This window comes from Baekduia sp. Peel2402, from assembly GCF_052567285.1.
Genome location: NZ_CP199582.1, coordinates 4,511,053 through 4,533,591, shown reverse-complemented (window position 1 = coordinate 4,533,591; position 22,539 = coordinate 4,511,053). Strand labels below are relative to the sequence as shown.

The following is a 22,539-nucleotide window of genomic DNA, read 5'->3' as shown; positions in this document are numbered from 1 at the left end:
TCGGTTTGCCGGAGGCCGTTCCCGGAGATTCTGCCCTCAGTTATCACGAAGGCGTTGACGGCCTGACAATGGATTGGTCAACAGGGTTTTTGTCCTGCCGCATCGGCAGTACGCTCGACCCTCGGGTCGCCAGCCGGCAGAGAGGGAGTGGTCAAATGGAGTCCTTGACGTCTGGGACGCTCGCGGGAACGGGGTCCTTCCGGTGTGAGCAGTGCGGCTACGTCGTGACGTTGGCGGCGTCCGACGAGCTCCCGGCTTGCCCCGGCTGTAGCGGAGCGAGCTTCGTGCGCGCATCGCTGTTCTCCGGCCCTCGCTTCCAACGCCGAGCTGGCGAAACGCCGACCGAAGAGGAGCGCGCCGGGCTGGTCGCCGCCGCGCGCGCCGAGGTCTCCAAGCCAGGCGAGTACCTCGCCTACGAGGACGCCGGCCGCCTGCGCGTCGTCGGGCTGGAGAAGGAGTGGACGCGCGTCGGCCGCTCGCTGGCCGCCGACGTCCGCTTCGACGACCCGACCGTCTCGCGCCGCCACGCGCTCATCGTCCGCCAGCCGGACGGCGTCCGCGTGCTGGACGACCGGTCGCTCAACGGCGTGTTCGTCAACGGCGAGCGGGTCGAGTGGCGGGCGCTGGCCGACGGCGACGAGATCGTCGTCGGGCGGTATCGCCTGCAATACCTGCATCTCACGGCGGAGGCGCTCGCGGAATCGCAAGAGCCTGCCGCGGACGCCGCGGGCTGACCCATACAATCGGCGCCTCGATGGCGCTGAAAGTTGCGGTTCTCAGCCAGAAGGGCGGGACGGGCAAGACGACGGCCGTGCGGCATCTCGCCGATACGTTCCGGCGCACCGGCCTGCGCGTCGCCGCGGTCGACCTGGACCCGCAGGGCAACCTGTCGGACTACTTCGACGTCGACCCTGAGGCCGAGCCGACGATCCGCGACGTCCTCATCGGCGAGGCGAAGGCGAAGACCGCGCTGCACGTGGCGCCCGACGGCGTCAGCGTCATCCCGTCCAACCTCGCGCTGGCCGAGGCGGAGGTGGCGCTTGCGGGCAAGATGGGCCGTGAGCTGACGCTGCGCAAGGCGCTCAAGCCGATCGACGGCGACTTCGACGTCATCTTCCTGGACTGCCCGCCGAACCTCGGCCTGCTGACCGTCAACGCGCTGGTCGCCGCCGACCACGCGCTGCTGAGCGCCGAGGCGCAGTACTTCGCGCTTCAGGGCGTCGAGCAGGCGCTGGAGGTCATCGAGCTGGCGCGCGACGGCCTCAACCCGGACCTCAACTGGCTGGGCGTGGTCCTGACGATCGCCGACCTGCGCACCGTCCACTCGCGCGAGGCGCAGGCGGGGCTGAAGGAGCACTACGGCGACAAGCTGCTGAGCACCGCGATCCGCCAGTCGATCGCGTATGCCGAGTCGGCCGAGCGCGCGGTATCGATCATCGACCACCGGCCCGACCTCGGCGAGGACTACCTCGCGCTCGCCGACGAGCTGCTCGCCCGACTCGGGTTGAACGGCGGATCGCCCAAACGATGAGCCTTCGTCGCGCCGCCGGACCCCGCCCCGCGCACGCGGCGGCGCTGCTGGTCGCCGTCGTCCTCGGCGCGCTGATTCTGAGCGGCTGCGGTGCGGACGTCGAGCCGCAGACCACGAGCACGACCGCCGCGGTCCCGTCGCAGACGCTGCGCACGACACCGAACCCGGACGCCGAGAAGCCCGCGCCCGCCGCGAAGCCGAAGCTCTCCGGCCCACTCGCGTTCCACGTCCGCCATCGCACCCAGCTGCGCGTCAAGCCCGGCGGCAAGATGGTCGCGACGATCAAGACCAAGACGGAGTTCAAGTCGCCGACGATCCTCGCGGTCGCCGCGCGCAAGCCCGGCTGGGTGCTCGTCCGCACGACGCTGGCCAAGCACCACGTCGGCTGGCTGCCGGTCGCATCCGGCGCCCTCTTCGAGCAGCCGCGGACGATCGTGATCGACTTGAGCGCCAAGACGCTGACGGTCTTTCACCGCGGCAAGCTGACCGACCGCTACCGCGTCGCGATCGGCACCTCCGCGACGCCGACGCCGACCGGCAAGTACGCGGTCACCGACCGCCTGAAGACCGGCGACGAGAACAGCGACTACGGCTGCTGCATCCTGGCGCTCAACGGCCACCAGGAGAAGATCGCCCAGGGCTGGGGCGGCGGCGACCGGATCGCGATCCACGCCACGCCGCACACGTGGACGATCGGCAAGGCGGTCAGCCACGGCTGCGTCAGGGCCACCAACAAGGCCCTGCACCAGCTGATGCGCAAGGTCCGCATCGGCACGCCGGTGCGAATCAAGACGTAGACCTACAACTACAGTTCGCGCACGTCGGCGCCGTGCGGCTCCAGCGGCGCGCGCAGGACGTTGGCCCAGCCCGCGGTCTGGGTGCGCAGGGCGTCCAGGACGGCGCCGGTCTGCTCGTAGTGGCACCAGACCAGGACGGTCGGGCCCGCGCCGGAGATCGTGCCGCCGAGCGCGCCCAGTGAGGTCGCCCGCTTGACGATGTCCATCGACTTGGGGAAGAGGTGGGCGCGACGATCTTGATGGAGTCGGTCGGCGAGGCCGCGGGCGACGAGGTCCCAGTCGCCGCGGGCGAGGCCGAGCGTCAGCAGCGAGGCGTGCGCGACGTTGAAGACCGCGTCGGCCATCGGGACTTCGGCGGGCAGCGCGGCGCGCGCCTCCTTGGTGCGGACCGCCTCGTGCGGGACGACGAGGATGGCCTCCAGGCCGGTCGGCGCGTCGAAGCGCGTCGCGGTACCGTCGGCGCAGATCACGAACCCACCAAGCAGCGCGGCGGCGACGTTGTCCGGGTGGCCTTCGAGCTCGGTGGCCAGCGCGAGCAGGTCGGTGTCGAGCTCGAAGAGGTGGTCGGCGGCCAGCAGGCCGGCGACGTAGGCCGCGGCGCTCGTGCCCAGACCGCCGCTGAGCGGGATGTCGGAGTGAATCCGGAACTCGAAGTCGTCCGGCGGATGCAGGCGCTCGAAGCCCCGGACCGCGAGGTTGCGGCGGTCCTTGGCGATCGCCAGGTCGGTGACGACCGCGAACTTCCCGGTCTCGACGACCTCGATCTCGGTGTGGATCGCCAACGCGGCCGCGAACGCGTCAAAGCCCGGCCCGAGGTTGGCCGAGGAGGCGGGCACGCGGACGAGGCGACGGCGCTCCATAGGTCGCGGGACCCTAACGCGCCGGGGCGCGGAGGGTCGCCGCGCGATGGCCAGCCGTCAGTGCCGGTAGCCCAGCAGCCCGGTCGGTGTGAGGCCGGTGAGCTTCTTGGCCTCGCGGGAGAGGTGCGACTGGTCGGCGTAGCCCGCCAGCGCGGCGGCGCCCGCGAGGTCGGCGACCGTGCGGACGGTCAGGAAGCGCTGGAGGCGCAGCACGCGCTGGAGCGTCTTGGGCGCGTAGCCGACGTCCTGGACGAAGCGTCGCTGGAGCTCCCGCTCGCTCACGTAGGCCTGCGCGGCCGCGTCGGCCACCGTGGCGCGCGCGTCGCCATCAAGCAGGGCGACCGCGTGCGCGACGGCCGGATCGGGCTCGGCGGCGTCGGCCAGCGCGCCGATCTTGCGCCTCAGGCCGCCCGCCAGCGCCGCCACCGCCGCGCGCGGGTCTGGCGCGGCTTGCAACGCGGCGTCGACGTCGCGGGCAAAACGCGCGTCGAGCTGCTCGACGTGGGCGTGGCGGTCGACGAGGTCAGCGGCGGGCGTGCGCAGCAGGTACGGCGCGGCGCCCGGCCGGAACGTCGCGCCGATCGCGAGCATCTCGGGCAGCGGCGCCGGCGTCATCGGCCCCTGGGCGGGACCGGTGACGCGCAGGCCGAGCTGGGCGACCCAGACCATGTGCATGCGGCCGTCGGGCAGCAGGCGGCGTTCCGCCGGCGGTCCGGTCACGCGGTGGATCCAGAACCGCTCGACGAACCGGCGCAGTGCGGGCGCGGGTCGCAGCTCGACGTAGTCGGGGGCCATTGGCGTTCTGAGGCCGAGGCTACCCGTCGTGGTGGGAGAGGACCACGCGGTCCGGGTCGTGCGCGTCACGGACCGAACGCAGGCGGTCCCAGACACCGTCGGCGTACCCGCGCGCCGGGTCGACGCCGCCGCCCTTGTTGGACAACAAGACGCGCGGCGCGGTGTGCGGCGCAAGCCGGGCGGCGATCTCGGCCAACGCGGCCGTGACCGAGGCGGTGGCCTGCGGCGTGTCGGCCAAGCCACCCGCGAAGAACGCGAACGGCGCGTCGACGGCGCCCAGCCCGCCGGAACGCTCCGGCGTCCGGGCGAGCGCGCCGCCGAGCTGGCGGACCTCGAAAACGCTGAGGCGCTCGTCGGCGGTCAGCTCCGCGATCGTGGCGACCGCGTCGGGCGTCAGGTCGGCGAGCAGCAGCCCTTCCCCGCGCGCGGCACCGGGCGCGTCGGGATCGCCCGCGACGCGAACGAGATCGGCCGGGCCGATCGAGTCATAGGTGTCGATCAGCGCGCCGTGGGTGGTGCGCAGCGGCGCGAGCAGGCGCTCACCATCCGCGCGCGGCCCGGCGTGGACCGCGACCACGGCGACGATGCGCTTGCCGCGGATCGGCGCGGGGATGACGTCCAGCGGCGGCAACGCGATGACGCGGACGACGAGGCTGAGCGCGTCCGGCGCCTCGATCGCGACGCGACGCGCCTGCTCCAGCACCTCGGCCGCGCGCTCGGCCGGCCAGGCGATCATGCCGCCAAACAGCTCGTCGACCGCGTGCAGGCGCAGCGTGAGCGACGTGACGACGACGCCGCGACCGCCGCCGCCCTGAAGCGCGAACAGGAGCTCGTCGTCGGCCTGGACCACGTCACCGTCGGGCGTGACGACCTCGGCGGCGAGCAAGTGGTCGGCGGCGCGGCCGTGGGCGCGGCTGAGCCAGCCGAGGCCGCCGCCGAGGACCAGGCCGGCGACGCCGACGGACGGCGCCAGGCCGAGGACCGGCGCGAGGCCGTGCTGCGCCGCCGCGTCGGCCAGCGCGGCCGCGGTGACGCCGGCGCCGACGGTCGCCGTCCGCGCGGCGGGATCGACCGAGATGGCGTCGAGCCCACTTGTCTTGAGCAGGATCGCGCCGCGCAGCGCGTCGAGGTCGAGCGCTTCGGCGCCGTGACCGGTGGACTGCGGCGCAACGCGCAGCCCCTGAGCGCGGGCATGACGGACGACCGCCTGCACGTCGGCGACCGACGTCGCCGCAGCCACTGCGGCCGGGCGCTGGTCGACCGCCAGGTTCCAGCCCTGGCGGGCGTCGTCGTAAGCCGCGTCGCCGGGGAGCACGAGACGGCCGTCGAGGTCGGGGAGGATCTGGGTCATACGCGCATCCTCCCCCACCCCGCGGCCGCGGTCTTGAACGAATCGGACGGGTCGCTACGAACCCCGGGCGCTGCTGAGCGGCAGCACGTCGAGCAGCCCGCAGGTGCTGAGCACCTCGGCGACGACCGGCGGCGTGTTGGCGATCGTGAGCGTCCAGCCCTCGCGGGCGGCGCGGCGCCAGGTGCCGAGCAGCAGCGCGACGCCGTTGGAGTCGATGAACGTGATGCCCTCAAGGTCGAGGACGAGATGGCGGACGTCGCCGGCGGCGATCGCCTCTAGATGGTCGGCGATCAACGGCGCGGTGACGAGGTCGACCTCGCCCGCGGGCGCGATCGTCACGATCTCGCGGCTGTGTCCGACCGCCACGGAGAAGTCTGGTGGTTGCTGGGTCATGCGGATTCCCTCCCTCATGACCGCAGAAACGGCGCCGCGCGAAAGATCACGCGGCGATTTTCCGGTGTGTCGAAAACGTGGAGGTTTCGCTACCCGAGCACAGCGGATTCGACCGCGCCCAGATCCGGCTCGCAGGGCACTACGGAGCCCGCCTGCATCAGCGCGGTCTGCGGGTCCTTCAGGCCGTGGCCGGTGAGCACGCAGACGATCCGCGAGACGCCCTCGGGCGCGCCGTACTTCAAAAGGCCCGCGACGCCCGACGCCGACGCCGGCTCGCAGAACACGCCCTCGCCCGCGGCGAGGAACTTGTAGGCGTCGAGGATCTCCTCGTCGGTGACCGCGCGCACCATGCCGTGCGAGGCGGTCATCGCCGCCATCGCCTCCTCCCAGCGCGCCGGGTTGCCGATCCGGATCGCCGAGGCGATCGTCTCCGGGTTCTCGACCACGCGACCCTCGACCAGCGGCGCGGCGCCCGCCGCCTGGAAGCCCAGCATCTGCGGCGATTCGCCGACCTCCTGGAAGCCCTTCCAGTAGGCGGTGATGTTGCCCGCGTTGCCGACCGGGATGCAGAGCGCGTCGATCGAGCCGATCTCGTCCACGATCTCGAACGACGCGGTCTTCTGGCCTTCCAACCTGAAGGGGTTGACCGAGTTCACAAGGGCAATGGGTTGCCGCTCGCAGACCTCGCGCACGAGCTTGAGCGCGACGTCGAAGTTCCCGCGCAGCGCGATCACCCGCGCGCCGTGCATCAGCGCCTGGGCGAGCTTGCCGGTGGCGATCTTGCCCTCGGGGACGATCACCGCGCCGCGGATGCCTGCCCGGGCGGCGTAGGCCGAAAGCGACGCCGCCGTGTTGCCGGTGGACGCGCACAGCACCGCCTCGGCCCCGTTGCGGACGGCGTCTGAGACCGCGCACGTCATCCCGCGGTCCTTGAACGACCCCGTCGGGTTGGCGCCCTCGATCTTCAGCCACACGTCCGCGCCCACGCGCTCGCCCAGGCGCGGCGCCGGAACCAAAGGCGTCGACCCCTCCTGCAACGAGATCACGGGGTCGTCGGGCGCGAACGGCAGGCGGTCGCGATAGCGCTCGATCAGGCCGGGCATCGGTGCGTCTCAGAACTCCTCGTCGAGGACGCGGATCGCCCGCGGCCGGGTGCGGACGAACTCCAGGCCGGCGATCATCTCGACCGCTGCGAACAGCTTGGACTCCAAAACGGGGTGCACGACCATGACCAGCCGCGCGTCGCCGCCCATCCCCTTCTGGACGAACGACTTCACGCTGATGCCCTGGAGCCCCAGGATCTGCGCGATCTGAGCCAGAACGCCGGGCTGATCGGCGACTTCCACGTGCAGGTAGAACGACGACGTCACGTCGCTCACCACGGTCAGCTTCGCGCTGGTCTCGGGAGTCGAGGCCGGCGGGATCATCGCGCTGACGACGTCGCCCAGGACGGCGGACGCGGTCTGCGGACCGCCCGCGCCCGGGCCGCTCAGCGTGATCTCGGTGATCGCCGGCGACTCGATCGTCACCGCGTTGAACGGGCCGTTGATCGACGCCAGCGGGTGCGCGCCGTAGAGGAACGCCGGGTAGACGCGGACGCTGATCCCGCCGTCGACGCGCTCGGCCGTGCCGATCAGCTTCAGCCCGAGGCCGAGGTCCCGCGCGTACTGAAGGTCGTCGGCGGTCAGGTGCTTGATGCCCTCGTAAGGGACCTCGCTGAGCGACACCGGCGTGTCGAACGCCAGCCGCGCGAGGATCGCCATCTTCGCCGCCGCGTCCTTGCCGGTGACGTCGTCGGTCGGATCGGCCTCCGCGTAGCCCAGCTCCTGGGCCTCGCGCAGCGCGTCGGCGTACTCGGCGCCGGTCTCGGCCATCCGCGACAGGATGAAGTTCGTGGTGCCGTTGACGATGCCGTGCAGGCGCTCGATGTGGGCGGCGGCCAGCGACTCTTGCAAGACGCGCACGACCGGGACGACGCCGCCGACCGCGGCCTCGAAGCGCAGCTGGACGCCGTGCTCGCGCGCGGCCGCCCACAGCTCCTCGCCGTGCTCGGCCAGCAGCTGCTTGTTGGCGGTGACGACGTGCTTGCCGGCGGCCATCGCGCGCAGCACGTAGTCGCGCGCCGGGTCCAGGCCGCCGATCAGCTCGACGACCAAGTCGGAGTTGTTGAGGATCTCGTCGAAGTCGCCTGACGAGCGGCGCAGGACGCCGGTGACCTCGGGGCGCAGGCCGGTGACGTTGGCGATGGCGTCGGCGCGCTCGGACACGAGGTCGGCGAACGCGCCGCCGACCGTGCCGCGGCCGAGCAGGCCGATGCGGAAAGGCTCAGCGGATGACATGGGACTAGAGATCCCTCCGGGTCAGGTCCTCGTAGGTCTCGCGGCGCACGACCGCGCGATGCTCGCCATCGCGCACGAACACGATCGGCGGGCGCGGTTGGCCGTTGTAGTTGTTGGCCATCGCGTGGCCGTAGGCGCCGGTGACGGGGATGGCGACGAGGTCGCCCGGCGTCACAGCCGGCAGGGGGAAGTCGTGGATCAAGATGTCCGACGACTCGCAGTGCTTGCCGGCCAGATGGCGCACCTCGCGAGGCGCGTCCTGCGACGTGCCGACGACCAGCGCCTCATAGCGCGCGTCGTAGAGCATCGGGCGCAAGTTGTCGCTCATGCCGCCGTCGGTGGCGACGTAGTCCACCACGTTGTGCTTGACCGACTGCACCGTGTAGAGCGTGACGGTCGAGTGGGCGACGAGCGCGCGGCCGGGCTCGTCGGCGATCCGCTTGCCCTCGCCGAGGATCTCGCGCATCAGCGCGACCTTCTTGTCGACGTACTCCTCGATCTCCGGCGCGGACTGCTCGTCCAGGTAGGCGACGCCGAGGCCGCCACCCATGTTGTAGGTCCTGAAGTCGCCGAGCTTGGCGACCGCCTCCAGCGCCGCGCGGAACGGCGCGAGGTCGAGGATCTGCGACCCGATGTGGAAGTGCAGGCCGTCGAGGTCGAGCTTGTCGGAGGCCTGGGCGCGCTCGATCGCGCGGGCCGCGTCGTCGAGGTTGAACCCGAACTTGGTGTTCGGCCCGCCGGTGGAGATCTTCGGGTGCGTGTCGGGCGAGACGCCGGGCGCGATCCGCAGCAGGATCCGCTGACGCGCGCCCGGGCGGATCAGGTCGATCAGCGCGTCGAGCTCGTCGTGGTTGTCAACCACGATGTCGCCGATGCCGGCGTCGAGCGCCTGCTGAAGCTCGGCGCGCGACTTCGCGTTGCCGTGCAGGTGGACCTTCTTGGGGTCAAAGCCCGCGTTGAGCGCGAGGTGCAGCTCGCCGCCGGAGGCGACGTCGCAGGCCAGGCCCTCCGCGGCGAACAGGCTCAACACCGCGGTGGCCGGGAACGACTTGGAGGCGAAGTGGACCTCGAAGTCGTCGGTGCGCTCGGAGAACGCGGCGAGGAAGCGGCGGGCGCGCGTGCGCAGGTCATCCTCGGCGACGATGTAGGCCGGCGTGCCGTAGGTCTGCGCGAGCTCGCGCGCGTCGACACCACCGAGGCTCAGCGTGCCGTCGGCGGCGATGGTCGTGCCCAAGGGCCAGACGTGGGAGGCGGAGGTCTGTGTGGTCGCCATCGGCGGGGCGGCATGATGTCAGTTCGTGCGCACCGTTCGAGCTGAGGGGCCCGCGGAGAGCGGCACATCTGACGGCCTGGCATGGGCTCGGTTCGAGCCGACCCGTGACCGCGAGCCCGTCGGCGGCGTGGTGATCCTGCACGGCGCGGGGTCCCACAAGGAGTCGCACTTCGACTTCGCGCGCGTCTGCGCGGGGTCCGGGCTGGCGGCGCTGGCCTTCGACGCGCGCGGACACGGCGAGTCCGACAGCCCGATGGATGGGCGCGCGCTGGATGACGTCGCGCGGATGGCCGACGTGCTGCGCGGGCGCGGTGGCGTGGAGCGCGTCGCCCTGCGCGGCTCGTCGATGGGCGGCTACTTCGCGCTGGCCGGCGCGCGCGAGGCGCGGGCGGACGCGGTCGTGGCGATCTGCGCGGCCCCCGCGCTCGGGCTGGCGACCGCGGTCCGCGCCGGGCGCTTCCCGTTTGAGAGCGACCGTCACGCGATCGTGGCGCTGCTGAAGGAGCACGACGAGACCGCGGCGATCGAGGCGCTCGACGCCGCCGGCGTGCCGGTCCTGCTGATGCACGCCGAGGGCGACGAGGTCATCCCCGCGGACCTCTCCCGCACGCTGCACGCCGCGGCGCCGACCTCCTCCAAGCTCGTCGTCACGCCGGGCGGCCACCACCGGTCGATCCAGCACGACGCCGAGCTTCAAGGCGAGTCGGTGCGCTTCCTGACGCGCGCGCTCACTTCACGGTGAACTTGACGGTCGTCGCCGCCGAGCGGTTGCCGGCCTTGTCGGTCGCCGTGAGCGTCACGACGTAGGTGCCCTTCTTCAGGCTCCCGAGCGCGAGCTTGAGGCCGGTCGTCGTCGTGTAGGCCTTGCTGACCGCCTTGCCGGACGCGACGTAGAGGTCGCACTTCTTGCCCTTGCGCTTGGCGGTCTTCTTGACGCACTTCTTGCCGGACTTCACGCCGTTGGTCCTGCGCGTCAGCTGCGCCTTGACGGTCGCGGCCTCGGAGAGCGCGAACGTCGCGGTCGCCGCGCGCTTGCCCCGCTTGGCCTTGGCCAGCGCGATCTTCGGCTTGGCGGAGAAGACCGGCTTGGTGGTGTCCTTGGGCGTCGGCGTGACGGGCGGGCCGGGCGGGACGAGCGCCGGCGGGGACGCCGTCGTGAACGTCCGGTCCGGGCCGGCCACGGCGACCACGCCGTTCTCGCGAATCGCCTCGGCGCGCACGTGGTAGGTCGTGCCGGGCGCCAGGCCGCTCAGCGCGGCGGACCCGGCAACGGCCCCGCCACCCGCGCCCACGTCCTGGGCGACGGTCGCCGACCCGTAGTCGGTGGTCGTGCCGTAGGCGAAGCGCAGGCCGGTCGCGCGGCCGTTGGGCGTGACGCTGCCGCGCGCGGTCGCGGACGTCTGGGTGACGTCGGCGGCGTCGGCCGTGTCGGCGGCCGGGATCTCCAGCGGGCTGCAGGCGACCTGCGGACCCTCGACGCCCCAGCGACGCAGCACGCCCGCGTCGAACGTCGCCTGGTCGGTGATCGACAGCGTCCAGGTGCCGGCAACCGGATGGCCGTCAAACGCGGCCAACGCGCCGGCGGTCGTGGGCCGGCGGCGACCGCTGATCGGCCCGCCGCCCGTCGTCGGCATCGCCGTGGCAGCCTCGTCGTCGACGATCAGGTCAACGATGTCGGCGGCCGCGAAGTTGTCGGCCGGGTCGAACAGCGTGACGGTGACGCCGTCGTGGCTGACCTTGATGACGAGGTCGCCGACGTAGTTGTGGCGCAGCTCGTCGATGCGCACGTCGACGTCGGAGATCGATCCCGAGCCGTAGGCGTTGAACGTCGCGGTGGCCGTGGCGTTGTCGGGGATGGTGACGACGCTGCGGTCCGAAGGCCGCGGGTCGACCTGGACGGCGGCCGCGGCGCCGCCCTCGGGTGAGCTGGCGGCGACGTTCAGCGCGATCGGCGCCGTGCAGGTTGTAGGCATCCGGACGAGCAGCGGGTCGGCGTTGGCGGCCGCGCGGCCACGGCCGAGCACCGGCCACGCGGCGGAGCCGTCGACGATCGCCGCACCGGGCGAGGCGGTCGTCAGCGTCCCGGTCACGCCGTTGAGGTCGACCAGGCCGATGCCGGTCAGCGACTGGGCGACCGAGATCGTCTCGCCGGCCTCGAAAAGGCCGTCGGCGTCGCCCCCTGGATACGGGTCGGTCACGGTCGTCGTCCCGGCGCGCAGGCCGGAGGGCGTGTCGAAGGCCTCGACCGGCGTGAGGCTGTTGCCGTCCACCGACGTCGCGCTCGCGCCCATGCCACGGGCGGCGAAGATCTGCCAGATCGTGGAGTAGTAGTCGTCGGCCGCGCCGATCCCGCTGCGCATCGCGACGGCCTGGCGCAGGATCGCGTCGCGCATGTCGAGCATCGACGGGTAGGCCGGCGAGAGGCGCATGCCGCCGGTGACCAGCGCCAGCGCCGCGGTGCGCCCGACGGCGGCGCGCAGGTCCCACAGCGTCTCGGCCCAGACCTCGCCGCCGTTGTGCGGGCTGGTGTTGTTGGCGCCGCCGATGTCGCCGTAGGTGTAGCCGCCGGCGACCGCCGCGCCGGAGTAGCCGTCGCAGACCGAGCCGCCGGCGTTCGGCGGGCAGTCGATCGGCTTGGCGCGGATGCCGCCGGTGCCGACCAGGTAGCTGCCGGTGGTGACCTCGCCGGGCGCGGCCGTGTCGGTCACCGAGCCCTCGGCGTTGAGCAGGTCCAAGGCGTAGAAGTCGCTCCACGCCTCGCCCATCATCCCGCCCTGGGAGACCGAGGCCCCGCTGAGCACCGAGGAGCCGGCGGCGTTGACGACCAGGCGGTTGCTGAGCCCGTGGCCGTACTCGTGGTAGACGACGTCGGCGACGTCGGCGCCGTTGGCGTCCCGCGTGCTGAACAGGAACATCTGCATCCGCGGGGCGGCGCCGTCGGCCGGCGTCGCGAAGTTGGCGTTGTTGAAGCCCTGGCCGTCGTTGATCTCGACCTGGACGTAGTCATTGGCCTTGCCGGCCGCGCCGCTGTTGACGCGCTGGAAGTTGCCCGACGCCTCGTCGAAGCCGATCGGCGCCTGGGCGAGGTAGTCGTGGAAGCGGCTGGCCAGGACGTGGGCGTTGGTCGCGGCCTCAAAGCGGTTGGTGACCGAGGTGGTGGTGTCGGCGGAGTTCCACGTGCAGCCCGTGGTCGGGCACGGCGTCGCGCCGACGAAGGACCCCGTCAAGGTCGTGGCCTGGGTGTAGAGCCAGTCCAGGCCGGCGCCGTTGGACGCCGGGATCTGCACGCGCGTGCCGCCGTCTTCGGCGCCGGGCGCCGGGTCCTGGTCGTTGGGGTCGACGTAGGTGCGCGCGAAGTTGCCCCACAGCCGCGTGCCGCCGCTGTTCTGGTCGTACCAGGACGCGGGCATCGTGGTCTGAACCTGCGGCCCGAAGTCCGGGTCTTTGACGAAGTACTTGGCCTGGCCGAGGTGGTCGGTCAACGCCGTGCGGGTCAGCGCGGTGCCGTCGGCGGCGTCGACCTGGACGAGGTAGAGCGCGCCGTCCTGGCCGTCGACCTGAACCGACCATGTCAGCCGCGGGCCATCCTTGGTCGCCGCCCACCGCAGCTGGGCGGACTCGCCGGTGGAGAACGTGGCGCGACCGCGCACGGTCGCGGAGACCGCGGGCGCCACGACCGAACCGCGGGCGGAGGTGCGCGCCGCCCCGAGGCCGGCGCTGGCGCTGATCTTGGGCGACGTCGTGTCCAGCGAGGCGCCCGGCAGCGGCGCGCCGGAGACGGAGATCAGGCGGCCGTCGCGCGTGACGTGGGCGTTCAGGCCACTGTCGAAGGACTCGATGCCGTCGAGGACCTGGTTGTAGCGCAGGTGCGTGATGCCGTCGGGGCTGACGCTGCGCGCAACCAGTTGCAGGTGGGCGATGTCCTCATCGTCGAGGCGGAAGACGTCGCGGTGGTCGCGCACGTAGCCGAGCGCGATCGCCTCAGGCGTGGCGCTCGACGGGCCGGTCAGCAGCCGCGTGGGGCTGCCGATCTCCGCGACGCCGCCGCTGGGCGCGGTGCGCACGGTCGCCAGCTCGCCGAGCCGGTCCTCCAGCGCGCCGCGCGCGGCCCGCGCGCCCTTGTCGGCCGGCACGGTACCGCGCCGGTCCATGCCGCCGGGTGGATCGGCCGCCACGGCGCTCGTCGCGCTCGTGCCTGCCGCCAGCATCGCGATCGCCAACAACCCGCCGACGCGTCGGTGCACTGCGCCTTCTCCCCATCCGTGGACCTCGGAACGGGGCGGGAAGCTACAGGTAGTTCATCGGGTTGACCACTCCACCGTTGATCCGCGCCTCGAAGTGCAGGTGCGGGCCGGTGGAGAAGCCGGTGTTCCCGGAGAGGCCGATGATCTGGCCCTGGGAGACGTGCTGGCCGACCGAGACCATGATCTTGGACTGGTGGCCGTAGCAGGAGGACAGCGTCGCCGTGTGCTGGACGCAGGTGTAGTTGCCGTAGCCGCCGGCCGGGCCCGCGAGGCGGACGGTGCCGCCGTCGGCAGCGCGGATCGGCGTGCCCTCCGGGACCGCGATGTCGATGCCCGGGTGGCAGGACTCCCACGAGCGCGACTCGCAGAACGGCGAGGTGATCGTGCCGTTGACCGGCCAGATGAAGCGGCCCGAGCCGCCCTTGATCGGGCCGGCGGGCAGCGCGCCCTGCAGGCGCGCCTGGATCTTGGCCGACTCCTTGAGCAGCTCGTCGAGGTGGTCCTCGAGCTCGTGGCGCTCGCCCTTGACCTTGGTCAGCGCGTTCTTCTTGCCGGCCTTGGTGCTCTCGTAGCCGACGCGCGTGCCGATCAGCTCGTTCTTGACCGCAGCGACCTCGTCGCGGCGCTTGAGGACGATCTTCGTGAGCTGTTGCTGGCGCGTCTCAAGCTTGTCCAGGCGCGCGGCGGTCGCGGTCGCGTCCTTCTGGGCGGAGCGGACCAGCGTGATGATCTTGTTGTCGGCGTCCTGGATGCGGCTCAGGAACTCGCCGCGCTCCAGCAGGTCGGCGAAGCCCTTGGAGTTCAGGACGACCGTGACGAGGTCGGGGACGTCGGCCTCGTAGATCTCCTGTAGGCGCTTGGCGAGGATGCGGCGGCCGTCGGCGAGCTTCTTCTTCAGCCGCGCCAGCCGCGCGCGCTCGTCGCGGAGGTCCTTCTGGGTCTGGGCCAGCTCGCTGCGGCGCGCGTCCAGGTCGGTCTGGATCTTCTGCTCGCGCGACTGCAGCGTGGTGATCGAGCCCTGCAGCTTGCGGATCTTGCGCGTGTACTGGGCGATGTCGGACGCGAGCACCTTCTCGGTGCCCTTCCGCTTCCCGATCTTGCTTCGGGTGGTGTCGATCTTCGACTGGACGGACGAGGCGCTGGCCGTCGGCGCTTGGGCCTCGGAGCCCAGCGGCAGGAACAGCCACAGCGCGGCACAGAGGAGCAGCGGAAGACCAGCGCCTGCGAGTACAAAGCGCAGGCGCATGCGGCCGAGCATGGTAGGTGGCGCCGTGGGGCTGGGCTGCAACTCCGCGTGCGCGTGCCTTAACAGGGGACCTTCAGCTTCCGCTAAGGCTCCGCACTACCCTTCAGGACATGAACACGTCGTTCGGTCGCGACACCGGCCTGCAGGTGCGGATGCTCGTGACGATGCTGCTGCTGGGGCTGGTCTACGTCGTCTTTGCAGGCGTGCTGTTCGCTTCTGTCGGCGGTGCCGTCGCGGCGATCGGGTGCGGGCTGCTGCTCGCCTTCCAGTTCTTCGCCTCCGACAAGCTCGCGCTGCGCTCGATGGGTGCTCAGGAGGTCTCCCCGCAGGAGGCGCCGGAGTTCCACGCGATGATCGAGCGCCTCTGCGTCCAGGCCGACATCCCCAAGCCGAAGGTCGCGGTCGTCAACTCGCCGGTGCCCAACGCGTTCGCGCTCGGCCGGTCGCCGAAAGCGGCAACCGTCTGCGCGACGACCGGGATCATGGACCTGCTGTCGCCCGCCGAGCTCGAGGGCGTGATGGCCCACGAGATCACCCACATCGTCAACCGCGACGTGATGATCATGACCTTGTGCGGGTTCTTCGCCTCGATCGCGTCGATGATCGTGCAGTTCGGCTTCTTCTTCGGCGGCGGGTACGGCGGCGGTGGCGGCTACGACGACGATGACGACGGCCCCTCGTTCATGGCCATCATCTTGGTCAGCGCGATCGTCTGGGTCGTCTCGTTCTTCCTGATGCAGGCGCTGTCGCGCTACCGCGAGTTCGCGGCCGACCGCGGCGCCGCGGTGATCACCGGCCGCCCGAGCGCGCTGGCCAGCGCGCTGCTGAAGATCAGCGGCGTCAACGAGCGGATCCCGCAGAACGACCTGCGTGCGCACGCCGAGATGAACGCCTTCTACATCGTGCCGGTCAAGGTGAAGGAGTCGCTCTACAACCTGTTCTCGACGCACCCGCCGATGGAGCAGCGCATCGCCGCCCTCGGCCGCCTCGAGTCCCAGCTGCAGTCGACGGGCCCGGTCCGCCCGGCACTCGCGTAGCCCATGGGCTTCCTCGACTCCCTGCTCGGGCGCAGCAAGGTCAAGGGCCCCGCGCCCGACCGCCTGTTCGCGATCACGACCGCAGCGATCGCGATGGAGACCGGGCCGGGGATCCGCACCCGCGGCGCGGCCGCGATCGTCTTCCAGCCGCTGGCGACCGGCGACTTCGCCCAGATCGTCTCCGAGATGGAGGAGGTCGTCCGCGGCACCGGCGAGGAGACCGGCACGACGCTCACGACCTCCGACGACACCTACGGCTACCGCTGGATGGTGCTCAACGACCCCGACATCGAGGACCTCGCCGTCGGCGTCAACGCGGTCTCCGACGCGCTGAACATCGGCGGCTACGGCAACCGCGTGCTGTGCGCCGTCTTCGCCTTCGAGGACTCCTCCGGCCAGCCGCTGTACTTCATCTACAACTACAAGCGCGGGACCTGGTACCCGTTCGTCCCCGCGGGCGGCGAGCAGCAGCGCTCCACCGAGCGCGAGCTCCAGGTCAAGGCCCAGCTGGGCGCGGAGCTGCCGATCGAGCCCGAGCTCGAGCGCTGGTTCCCGCTCTGGGGCATCCCGATCTAGACCGTCGCGCGCCGCACTCAGTCGCGGCCGACGGCCAGCAGCGCGACGTCGTCGGGCCAGACGCCGCCGTCGGGCGCCAGCGCCTCCAGGAGGCGGTCGCAGAGCGCGTCCAGCGTGGCGGGCGCCGAGTCGACGACCAGGCGCAGCGCCTCCAGCGAGCGGTCCAGGCGCTCGTCGCGGCGCTCGACCAGCCCGTCGGTGTAGAGCATCATCCGCGCGCCGTGGCCGAGGCGCAGCCGTTCGGCGTCCGCCCCGGGCGGCATGCCGCAGCCCAGCGGCGGCGCCAGCACGCCGGTCACCAGGCGCGTGCCGGAGGCGTCCGACAGGACCGCCGGCGGATGGCCGGCGGAGGCGATCGCCAGCTCTCCGTCCGGGTCGATGGTCATGAACAACGCGGTCGCGGTGACGTCCATCGCGGTGACGAAGCGGTCCAGCCGCGCGAGCACGCGCGCCGGGTCCTGGTCCTCCAGCGCGTAGGCGTGCAGCGCGGCGCGGACCTGGCCCATCGTGGCGGCGGCGCCCAGGCCCTTGCCGGCGACGTCGCCGATCGCCAGGCCGATGCGGCCGTCGGGCAGCGCGATCGCGTCGTAGAAGTCGCCGCCGACCGGGCCGTCCGCGCCACGCGGCAGGTAGCGCGCGGCCAGGCGGACGCCGCCGACGACCGGCAGCTCGCGCGGCAGCAGCGAGCGCTGGAGGGTCTCGGCGAGGTTGCGCTCGCGTTCGCGCAGCTGCGCGTGGCCGATCGCCAGCGCGGCGCGGTCGCCGACGGCCTCGAGGAGGCGCAGGTCGTCCTCGCCGAAGCGGCCGATCTCGCTGGTCGAGACGTGCAGGACGCCGATCACGTCGCCGTCGAGCTGTAGCGGCACGCCGGCCAGCGACCCGCGGAAGCGGCGGTGCTCGGGGGCGAGGCCGTCGGCGGCGGCGATGTCGTCGAAGACCATGCCGCGCCCGACGGCGGCGATCCGGCCTGAGATGCCGGTGCCGACGCGCGCGTAGTCGCCGATGATGTCCATGTCGATCGCGGCGCGAACGCGGAGCTGCCGCGGGTCGGCGTCCTCGGTCAGCAGGACCGCGGCACGCTCGCCGCCAAGGGCCTCGCGGGCGAGCACGAGCATCCGCTCCAGCGCGACGTCGAGCGTCGTCGCGTTGAAGCCCGCGAGCGTGACGGCCTCCAGGCGGCGCAGGCGGCGCCCGGCCTCCTCCGCCCCGGCCTGCGCGCGCGACACCTCGCGCTGGCGGCGGCCGAGGTCGCGCTGGCTGGCGATCAGGTCGTCGTTGAGCTTGAGGACCTGCTCGACGAGGTGATCGCGCTCGTCGCCATGCGGCTCAGCGACGACCAGCACGCCGTCATCGACCGCACGCACGTGCACGAGCCGGTCTTCGGCCGCGGCGGTTCCGCCCTGCCAGAAGGCGATCGTCGCGCACGCCCACTCCTCGGCGGTCGCGCCGCCGAGGTGCGCGGCCAGCGCGGGCCGCTGCGGAGCGGCGATCACGCTGTCGAAGCGCTCGCCCACGAGCTCGCCACCCGCGGCCGCGGCGAGCGCCGGGTTGGCCTCGACCACCACGCCGTCGGCGTCCACGCGCGCGGCGTACAGCGTGCGGCTGGCCCAGAGCAGCGCCTCCAGGACCGGCTGGTCGAACTCCTCCCGGCTCATCTGTGGCGTGGACGCTATTGCAGACGCAGCGCCAGCTCGCGCAGGAGCGCTTCTGGGTCGGTGGCGAAGACGTCGGCGCCAGCCAACAGCGCGCGGTCCGCCTGCCCCTCGTAAGCGCGCCCGCCGGCGATCAGCAGCGGCGGGTTCTCGAGCTCGCGCAGGCGGGCGAAGACGCGACCCGCGGCGAGCAGGTTGAAGGACAACGAGGTCGAGAGCGCGACGACGTCGGGCGCGCGCTCGGCGGTCAGCTCGGCAATCTCGGCGAGCGGCGCGTCCGGCCCGAGCAGCAGGACGTCCCAGCCCGAGGCCTCCAAGAAGTCGGCGACCATGCGCGCGCCGATCGCGTGCAGCTCGCCCGGCGTCCCGGCGACGATCGCGGTGCGGCGCCGGCCGCTGACCTCGAGCGCGACGGCGGCGTCCTCCAGCGACGGGGCCAGGCGCGCCAAGACGGTCTGGGTGATCTGCGTGGCGAGGTGCTCCTGAGCGACCCCGATCTGCGCGGTCTCCCAGAGCCGGCCGATCTCAACCATCGCCGGCGTGAGGACCTCCAGGTAGATCTGCTCGGCGCGGGCGCCCTCGTCCAGCGCCTCGACGATCGCGTTCCAAGCGACCCGTGCGTCAGGGGTCAGCAGGTGCTCCAGATAGCGGCGACGGACCTCGGAGAGGTCGGCCGCGTCAGCCCGCGGGGAGCTCGAACCAGACGTGGGTGCTGCCCTCGCGCACGCCCCAGCGGCGTGAAAGCGTCTCGACCAAGTGCAGGCCCCAGCCACCCTCGACCATCGAGGGCTTGTCGCGCGCGGTCGGGACGAAGCCGTGGCCCTCGTCCATGACCTCGCAGCGCAGCTCGCTGCTCTGCGCGGCGTCGAGCAGGACCCGGATGCTCTCGCCTTCGCCGTGGCGCACCGCGTTGGTGACGACCTCAGAGAGCAGCAGGCGCGCCTGCTCGGCGCACTGCGGATCGACCGTGCCCTCCAGCTCGTCCACCATCCGGCGGGCGATCGCGGGCGCGTGCGGGTCGCGCGGGATGTCTTTGGCGAGGATCACGTCGGCGCTCTCAGGATAAGTACCCGCACCACGGACGCCAAACGCGGACGTGGCGGCCGCGCGCCAGGGAACTCCAGATTGGTGTGGATGGTTGGTGGGTGCCGTACCATGGTCTCGATGGCCGGCGATTCCCAGTTCGGGCCGGCCCCGGACTTCAGCGTCCCCTCGTGGACGCAGCCGCACACCGCGCGCGATCCACTCGCGCTGCGCGAGGCGATTGACGTCGCCCTGCGCGGCGGTGAGGGCCCCGGATCGACCTACGCGCGGGTGCTGCGACCCCTGCTCGCCGAGCAGGCTGATGGCGCCGTCGCGGGCGGCGGTGGTCCGATCGCGGACGAGCGCCGCGCGCTGGTCCGCTCGGCCACGCAGGCCGCGCTCGCCGAACTGGTCGCCCATCTCCCGGTGTCGGACGAAGGCATGGGCCGCGGTGCGGCGGTGCTGGTGCCCGCGGGCGTTCTCGGCGAGTTGGACGGCCGCGCGCTGGCCGACGCGCTCGACGCCGGCGGCTGGGTCACGGAGCTGGTGGCGCTTGACGATTCTGCCGACGCGGTCGTTTCCGCAATCGTCGCGGCGCGCGCCGAGGTCGTGGTCGCCCCGTGCGGCGACGCCGCGCAAGTGCTTGCCTCGCAGCGCGCGCTGTCGCTGCTGCGCCGGGCAACGGCGCCGCCGCTGATCGTCGGCGTCGCGTTCGCCGAGGCGGCATCACCTTCCGGGATGGCTGCCGATCACGTCGTCGGGACCGCTGATGCGTTGGCGCCATTGTTGGCACGCCGCATTGGTCGCGGTGGGCACGGTGCGGTGCCGTGGGGCGTGCGGCTGGGGCGCGATGCCGCGGGCTTGGTCGTTGCGCCGATCGGCCTGCTGGATCCGGCGTCCGTGGCACGCCTGCGCGAGATCGTCGAGACGCGCCGCACGCTCTACCCGAAGATCGTGCTCGATCTCCGCGAGCTGATGGCCGCCGACGCGCCGGGGTTGCTGGCGCTTGTCGCATGGGACGTGGAGCTGCCGTGGGACCCGACGGTCGCCGCCTTGGGCGATCCGCGGACGGTGGCGGCGCTGGCTGAGGCCGGGTTGACCGGCGCTTTGCCGCTGGCTGCGGCGCTGTCGTAGCTGCGCTGCGTTGTCGAGGGCGCGCGAGGCGCCGGGGTTTGGCGGCGAAGGGCGTGAGAGCGGTATGGCGTGGCGACCGCTTGGGGTGTGGATCGTCGTGGTGGGCGATGCCGACGGCGGGGATTTACAGCGCATCAAGACATCAATCCGGGCCTCAAGGGGCGTCCGTCGGCCTCGGGGTTTGAGGGTTCGGGCCCGAAGGACGCGCGTTTGGAGGTCCGGGTCGATTTAGCGTCGTATATCGGGGTTAACTCGACCCGGACCTCGGTTTCGAGGTGCGGGTCGCGTGAGCCGGACATATTCCGGTTGCAGCGACCCGGATCTCCGAAACCCTGGTCCCTCGAACCCCGCCGGCTGAGGGACCACCGTGGAGGCCGAGTCTGATGTCTTGATGCGCTGTAAATCCCCGCCGCCGGCAACGCCCCCAGCGACGATCCACACCCCAAGCGGTCGCCACGCCACAACAGCCTCACGCCCTTTGATGAGCGAAGGACCACCGACGCCCGCGCCCCCGCCGCCCCGCACTGGGCGCCGCCAGCAACGGCGGCGCCACAGCCTAAGCCGGGTCCGGCACCAAGCCTTCGCCCGTGAAATCCTCGCCCGCCTCACGGAACGTCAAATCCGACGGCGGCAAGATGATCTCCGACGGCCGCAGGTCGTCGTCGCCGACCACGCTTCCGTTCGAGCGCACGAAGTCCAACAGCGCCTCGAACGCGCGGTAATAGCCGGACTCGTCGCCCGCCTCCACCGCGGCAACCGTCGCGTCGTCCAGGTCGTTGAGCTGGTCGTGCAGCGCGTCGGGGAGGTCGAACTGCGCCTCCTCGGAGATCCTGACGATCACGCCTGGCCCTCCTCGAGCTGCTTGCTGTCGGCGGGCGCGGAGCCCGAGCCGAGCTCGGCCTTCATCTTGGCCAGCTCGTCGTCGACCGCCGCGCCGCTGGAGAGCTCGCGCAGCTGCTTGTCGATGTCGTCCTCGCCGGAGCCCAGCGCGGTCAGGTCGTCGAACGTGCCGGCCTCTTCCAGCTCAGAGACCGCATCGGCCCGCGCGCGCATCTGCTCGGTCTTGTCGACCGCGCGCTGCATCGCCAGCCCGACGTCGGCCATCTGCTCGCCGACGCCCGTCGCGGCTTCCGAGATGCGCACCTGCGCCTCGGCGGCGCTGTACTGGGCCTTGATCACTTCCTTCTTGGTGCGGAAGGCCTCGATCTTGGTCCGCAGCTTGGCCTCGGAGTCCGTCAGCTTCTGCTGCTGGGCCTCCAGCTCGGTGACCTGCGCGTCAAGGCCTTGAAGCTCGGTCTGGGCGACGTTCTTGCGCTCCAGCGCGACGCGCGCCAGATCCTCGTTGCCCGTGGACAGCGCCTGACGCGCCTGCGTGTCGAGCTTGACGACCGACTGCTCGAGCTTGCTCGACTGCATCTGCAGGCGCTTCTTCGCCGTCACGACATCGGCGATGCCCTTCTTGACGTTCTGCAGCGACTCCAGCTGCTTCTGGTAGCTGTAGTCCAGCGTCTCCGCCGGATCCTCGGCGCGGTCCAGCAGCTTCGAGATCTTCGCCTTGACGACCGTGGAGAAACGGCCACTCACACCCGGCATCGGGCCTCCGTACGCATCGCGGGAAAGGGGTTGCTCGTAGCCTACCCAGCCGCGACGCGCACCTGGCGCGGCAGGCTAGAAGCCGACGGGGTGGCGGGCGGTAAAGCCCTTGGTGCTACGCAGCACCGGACGCCAACGCGGGCCCTTCGCACCGGACGGATCGCCCGCGGCGGAGGTGTCGAGGCGCAGGCCGGCGATCACGACGAACGCGTGCGACGGGTTCGTGTAGATCGTGAACCAGAGCCCGGGGCCCTTGGCGCCCCACTTCATGAAGGACGAGGAGTCGAGCGGGGCCTTCAGCAGGTCGGCGCCGTGCAGCGCGTAGGAGACCGTGCCGGAGCAGTCGTAGCCGCGGGAGAGGAACTTCGCGTTGTGCCCGCCGCCGTAGACGTAGGGCTTGCCGACGATCTCGTTGGCGGCCGCGATCGCGTCCTTGACCTCTTGCGGGGCGGTTTCCGGCGCGGCGGCGTAGCCGGTCGGCAGGATCGTCGCCGTCTGCTCGGGGGTCAGCTTCGTCGTCGCCGGGTTGGGCTGGCCGTAGGCCGCGCCGCCCGTGGTGACCGTCGTGTCCGCCGGAGCGGCCGTCGAAGCCGGGGTGCTGCTGGTTGCATCGGTCCCGCCGGTCGCCGTCTGCGCCATCGCCACAGGGGCAAAGGCAAGCGAACTGGCGATCGTCAGCACAAGGGCAGTAGCCC

At 71.9% G+C, this 22,539-nt stretch carries 22 protein-coding genes; 7 read left to right on the top strand and 15 right to left on the bottom strand.

Annotation, left to right across the window (positions count from 1 at the left end; genetic code table 11):
- Positions 1–155: 155 nt before the first annotated feature.
- From ACT01A_RS22190 to ACT01A_RS22180, 3 genes are read left to right on the top strand one after another with little or no spacing between them, the layout of a single operon-like run.
- On the top strand, positions 156–734 hold the full coding sequence (locus ACT01A_RS22190) for an FHA domain-containing protein (RefSeq protein WP_445149284.1): 579 nt from the start codon (positions 156–158) through the stop codon (positions 732–734).
- 20 nt (positions 735–754) lie between these two features.
- Entirely contained in the window at positions 755–1,531 is a 777-nt protein-coding gene (locus ACT01A_RS22185; protein ID WP_445149283.1) for a ParA family protein, read from the top strand.
- A complete protein-coding gene (locus ACT01A_RS22180; RefSeq protein WP_445149282.1) occupies positions 1,528–2,328 on the top strand; it encodes a L,D-transpeptidase in 801 nt (266 codons plus the stop codon). The genes ACT01A_RS22185 and ACT01A_RS22180 overlap by 4 nt, the downstream gene beginning before the upstream one ends.
- 8 nt (positions 2,329–2,336) lie before the next feature.
- On the opposite strand, the gene thrB is transcribed toward ACT01A_RS22180, so the two are convergent.
- The 7 genes from thrB to lysA all read right to left on the bottom strand — a co-directional run bounded on the left by thrB (position 2,337) and on the right by lysA (position 9,339).
- Positions 2,337–3,188: a homoserine kinase gene (gene thrB, locus ACT01A_RS22175; RefSeq protein ID WP_445149281.1), complete on the bottom strand. Its 852-nt coding sequence runs from the start codon at positions 3,186–3,188 to the stop codon at positions 2,337–2,339.
- Between the two features lie 57 nt (positions 3,189–3,245).
- Entirely contained in the window at positions 3,246–3,983 is a 738-nt protein-coding gene (locus tag ACT01A_RS22170) for a DUF6597 domain-containing transcriptional factor (RefSeq protein ID WP_445149280.1), read from the bottom strand.
- 19 nt (positions 3,984–4,002) lie between these two features.
- A complete protein-coding gene (locus ACT01A_RS22165) occupies positions 4,003–5,334 on the bottom strand; it encodes an FAD-binding oxidoreductase (protein ID WP_445149279.1) in 1,332 nt (443 codons plus the stop codon).
- A 54-nt stretch (positions 5,335–5,388) separates the two neighbouring features.
- Entirely contained in the window at positions 5,389–5,727 is a 339-nt protein-coding gene (locus ACT01A_RS22160) for an STAS domain-containing protein (protein ID WP_445149278.1), read from the bottom strand.
- 89 nt (positions 5,728–5,816) lie between these two features.
- On the bottom strand, positions 5,817–6,830 hold the full coding sequence (thrC, locus tag ACT01A_RS22155) for a threonine synthase (protein ID WP_445149277.1): 1,014 nt from the start codon (positions 6,828–6,830) through the stop codon (positions 5,817–5,819).
- 9 nt (positions 6,831–6,839) lie between these two features.
- Positions 6,840–8,066, bottom strand: a complete 1,227-nt coding sequence (locus ACT01A_RS22150; RefSeq protein ID WP_445149276.1) for a homoserine dehydrogenase — start codon at positions 8,064–8,066, stop codon at positions 6,840–6,842.
- A gap of 4 nt (positions 8,067–8,070) precedes the next feature.
- Positions 8,071–9,339, bottom strand: coding sequence for a diaminopimelate decarboxylase (lysA, locus tag ACT01A_RS22145; protein WP_445149275.1), 1,269 nt, complete (start codon positions 9,337–9,339; stop codon positions 8,071–8,073).
- A gap of 25 nt (positions 9,340–9,364) precedes the next feature.
- Here lysA and ACT01A_RS22140 point away from each other — a divergent pair, with 25 nt between their 5' ends.
- A complete protein-coding gene (locus tag ACT01A_RS22140) occupies positions 9,365–10,081 on the top strand; it encodes an alpha/beta hydrolase (protein WP_445149274.1) in 717 nt (238 codons plus the stop codon).
- Here the strand turns inward: ACT01A_RS22140 and ACT01A_RS22135 are convergent.
- Both ACT01A_RS22135 and ACT01A_RS22130 read right to left on the bottom strand, forming a co-directional pair.
- The gene (locus ACT01A_RS22135) at positions 10,068–13,583 is read right to left on the bottom strand and encodes a M36 family metallopeptidase (RefSeq protein WP_445149273.1); all 3,516 of its coding nucleotides are present in this window, start codon (positions 13,581–13,583) and stop codon (positions 10,068–10,070) included. The genes ACT01A_RS22140 and ACT01A_RS22135 overlap by 14 nt on opposite strands.
- Before the next feature lie 43 nt (positions 13,584–13,626).
- Positions 13,627–14,829: a murein hydrolase activator EnvC family protein gene (locus ACT01A_RS22130; RefSeq protein ID WP_445149272.1), complete on the bottom strand. Its 1,203-nt coding sequence runs from the start codon at positions 14,827–14,829 to the stop codon at positions 13,627–13,629.
- A gap of 110 nt (positions 14,830–14,939) precedes the next feature.
- On the opposite strand from ACT01A_RS22130, the gene htpX reads away from it, so the two are divergent.
- On the top strand, positions 14,940–15,866 hold the full coding sequence (htpX, locus tag ACT01A_RS22125) for a zinc metalloprotease HtpX (protein WP_445149271.1): 927 nt from the start codon (positions 14,940–14,942) through the stop codon (positions 15,864–15,866).
- A 3-nt stretch (positions 15,867–15,869) separates the two neighbouring features.
- Positions 15,870–16,442, top strand: a complete 573-nt coding sequence (gene pspAB, locus ACT01A_RS22120; RefSeq protein WP_445149270.1) for a PspA-associated protein PspAB — start codon at positions 15,870–15,872, stop codon at positions 16,440–16,442.
- A gap of 17 nt (positions 16,443–16,459) precedes the next feature.
- Here pspAB and ACT01A_RS22115 read toward each other — a convergent pair whose 3' ends face one another.
- From ACT01A_RS22115 to ACT01A_RS22105, 3 genes are read right to left on the bottom strand one after another with little or no spacing between them, the layout of a single operon-like run.
- Positions 16,460–18,097, bottom strand: coding sequence for a PP2C family protein-serine/threonine phosphatase (locus ACT01A_RS22115; protein ID WP_445149269.1), 1,638 nt, complete (start codon positions 18,095–18,097; stop codon positions 16,460–16,462).
- A gap of 14 nt (positions 18,098–18,111) precedes the next feature.
- A complete protein-coding gene (locus ACT01A_RS22110) occupies positions 18,112–18,867 on the bottom strand; it encodes a cobalamin B12-binding domain-containing protein (RefSeq protein ID WP_445149268.1) in 756 nt (251 codons plus the stop codon).
- Positions 18,773–19,141: an ATP-binding protein gene (locus ACT01A_RS22105; RefSeq protein WP_445149267.1), complete on the bottom strand. Its 369-nt coding sequence runs from the start codon at positions 19,139–19,141 to the stop codon at positions 18,773–18,775. Before ACT01A_RS22105 ends, ACT01A_RS22110 begins: the two co-directional genes overlap by 95 nt.
- Before the next feature lie 117 nt (positions 19,142–19,258).
- Here ACT01A_RS22105 and ACT01A_RS22100 point away from each other — a divergent pair, with 117 nt between their 5' ends.
- Entirely contained in the window at positions 19,259–20,251 is a 993-nt protein-coding gene (locus ACT01A_RS22100; protein WP_445149266.1) for a hypothetical protein, read from the top strand.
- Positions 20,252–20,807: 556 nt separating this feature from the next.
- Here ACT01A_RS22100 and pspAA read toward each other — a convergent pair.
- From pspAA to ACT01A_RS22085, 3 genes are all read right to left on the bottom strand, one after another.
- A complete protein-coding gene (pspAA, locus tag ACT01A_RS22095; RefSeq protein WP_445149265.1) occupies positions 20,808–21,092 on the bottom strand; it encodes a PspA-associated protein PspAA in 285 nt (94 codons plus the stop codon).
- Entirely contained in the window at positions 21,089–21,844 is a 756-nt protein-coding gene (locus ACT01A_RS22090; RefSeq protein ID WP_445149264.1) for a PspA/IM30 family protein, read from the bottom strand. The genes pspAA and ACT01A_RS22090 overlap by 4 nt, the downstream gene beginning before the upstream one ends.
- A gap of 75 nt (positions 21,845–21,919) precedes the next feature.
- Positions 21,920–22,489 carry a hypothetical protein gene (locus ACT01A_RS22085; protein WP_445149263.1) on the bottom strand — a complete coding sequence of 190 codons (570 nt, stop codon included), beginning with the start codon at positions 22,487–22,489 and terminating at the stop codon, positions 21,920–21,922.
- Positions 22,490–22,539: the final 50 nt, after the last annotated feature.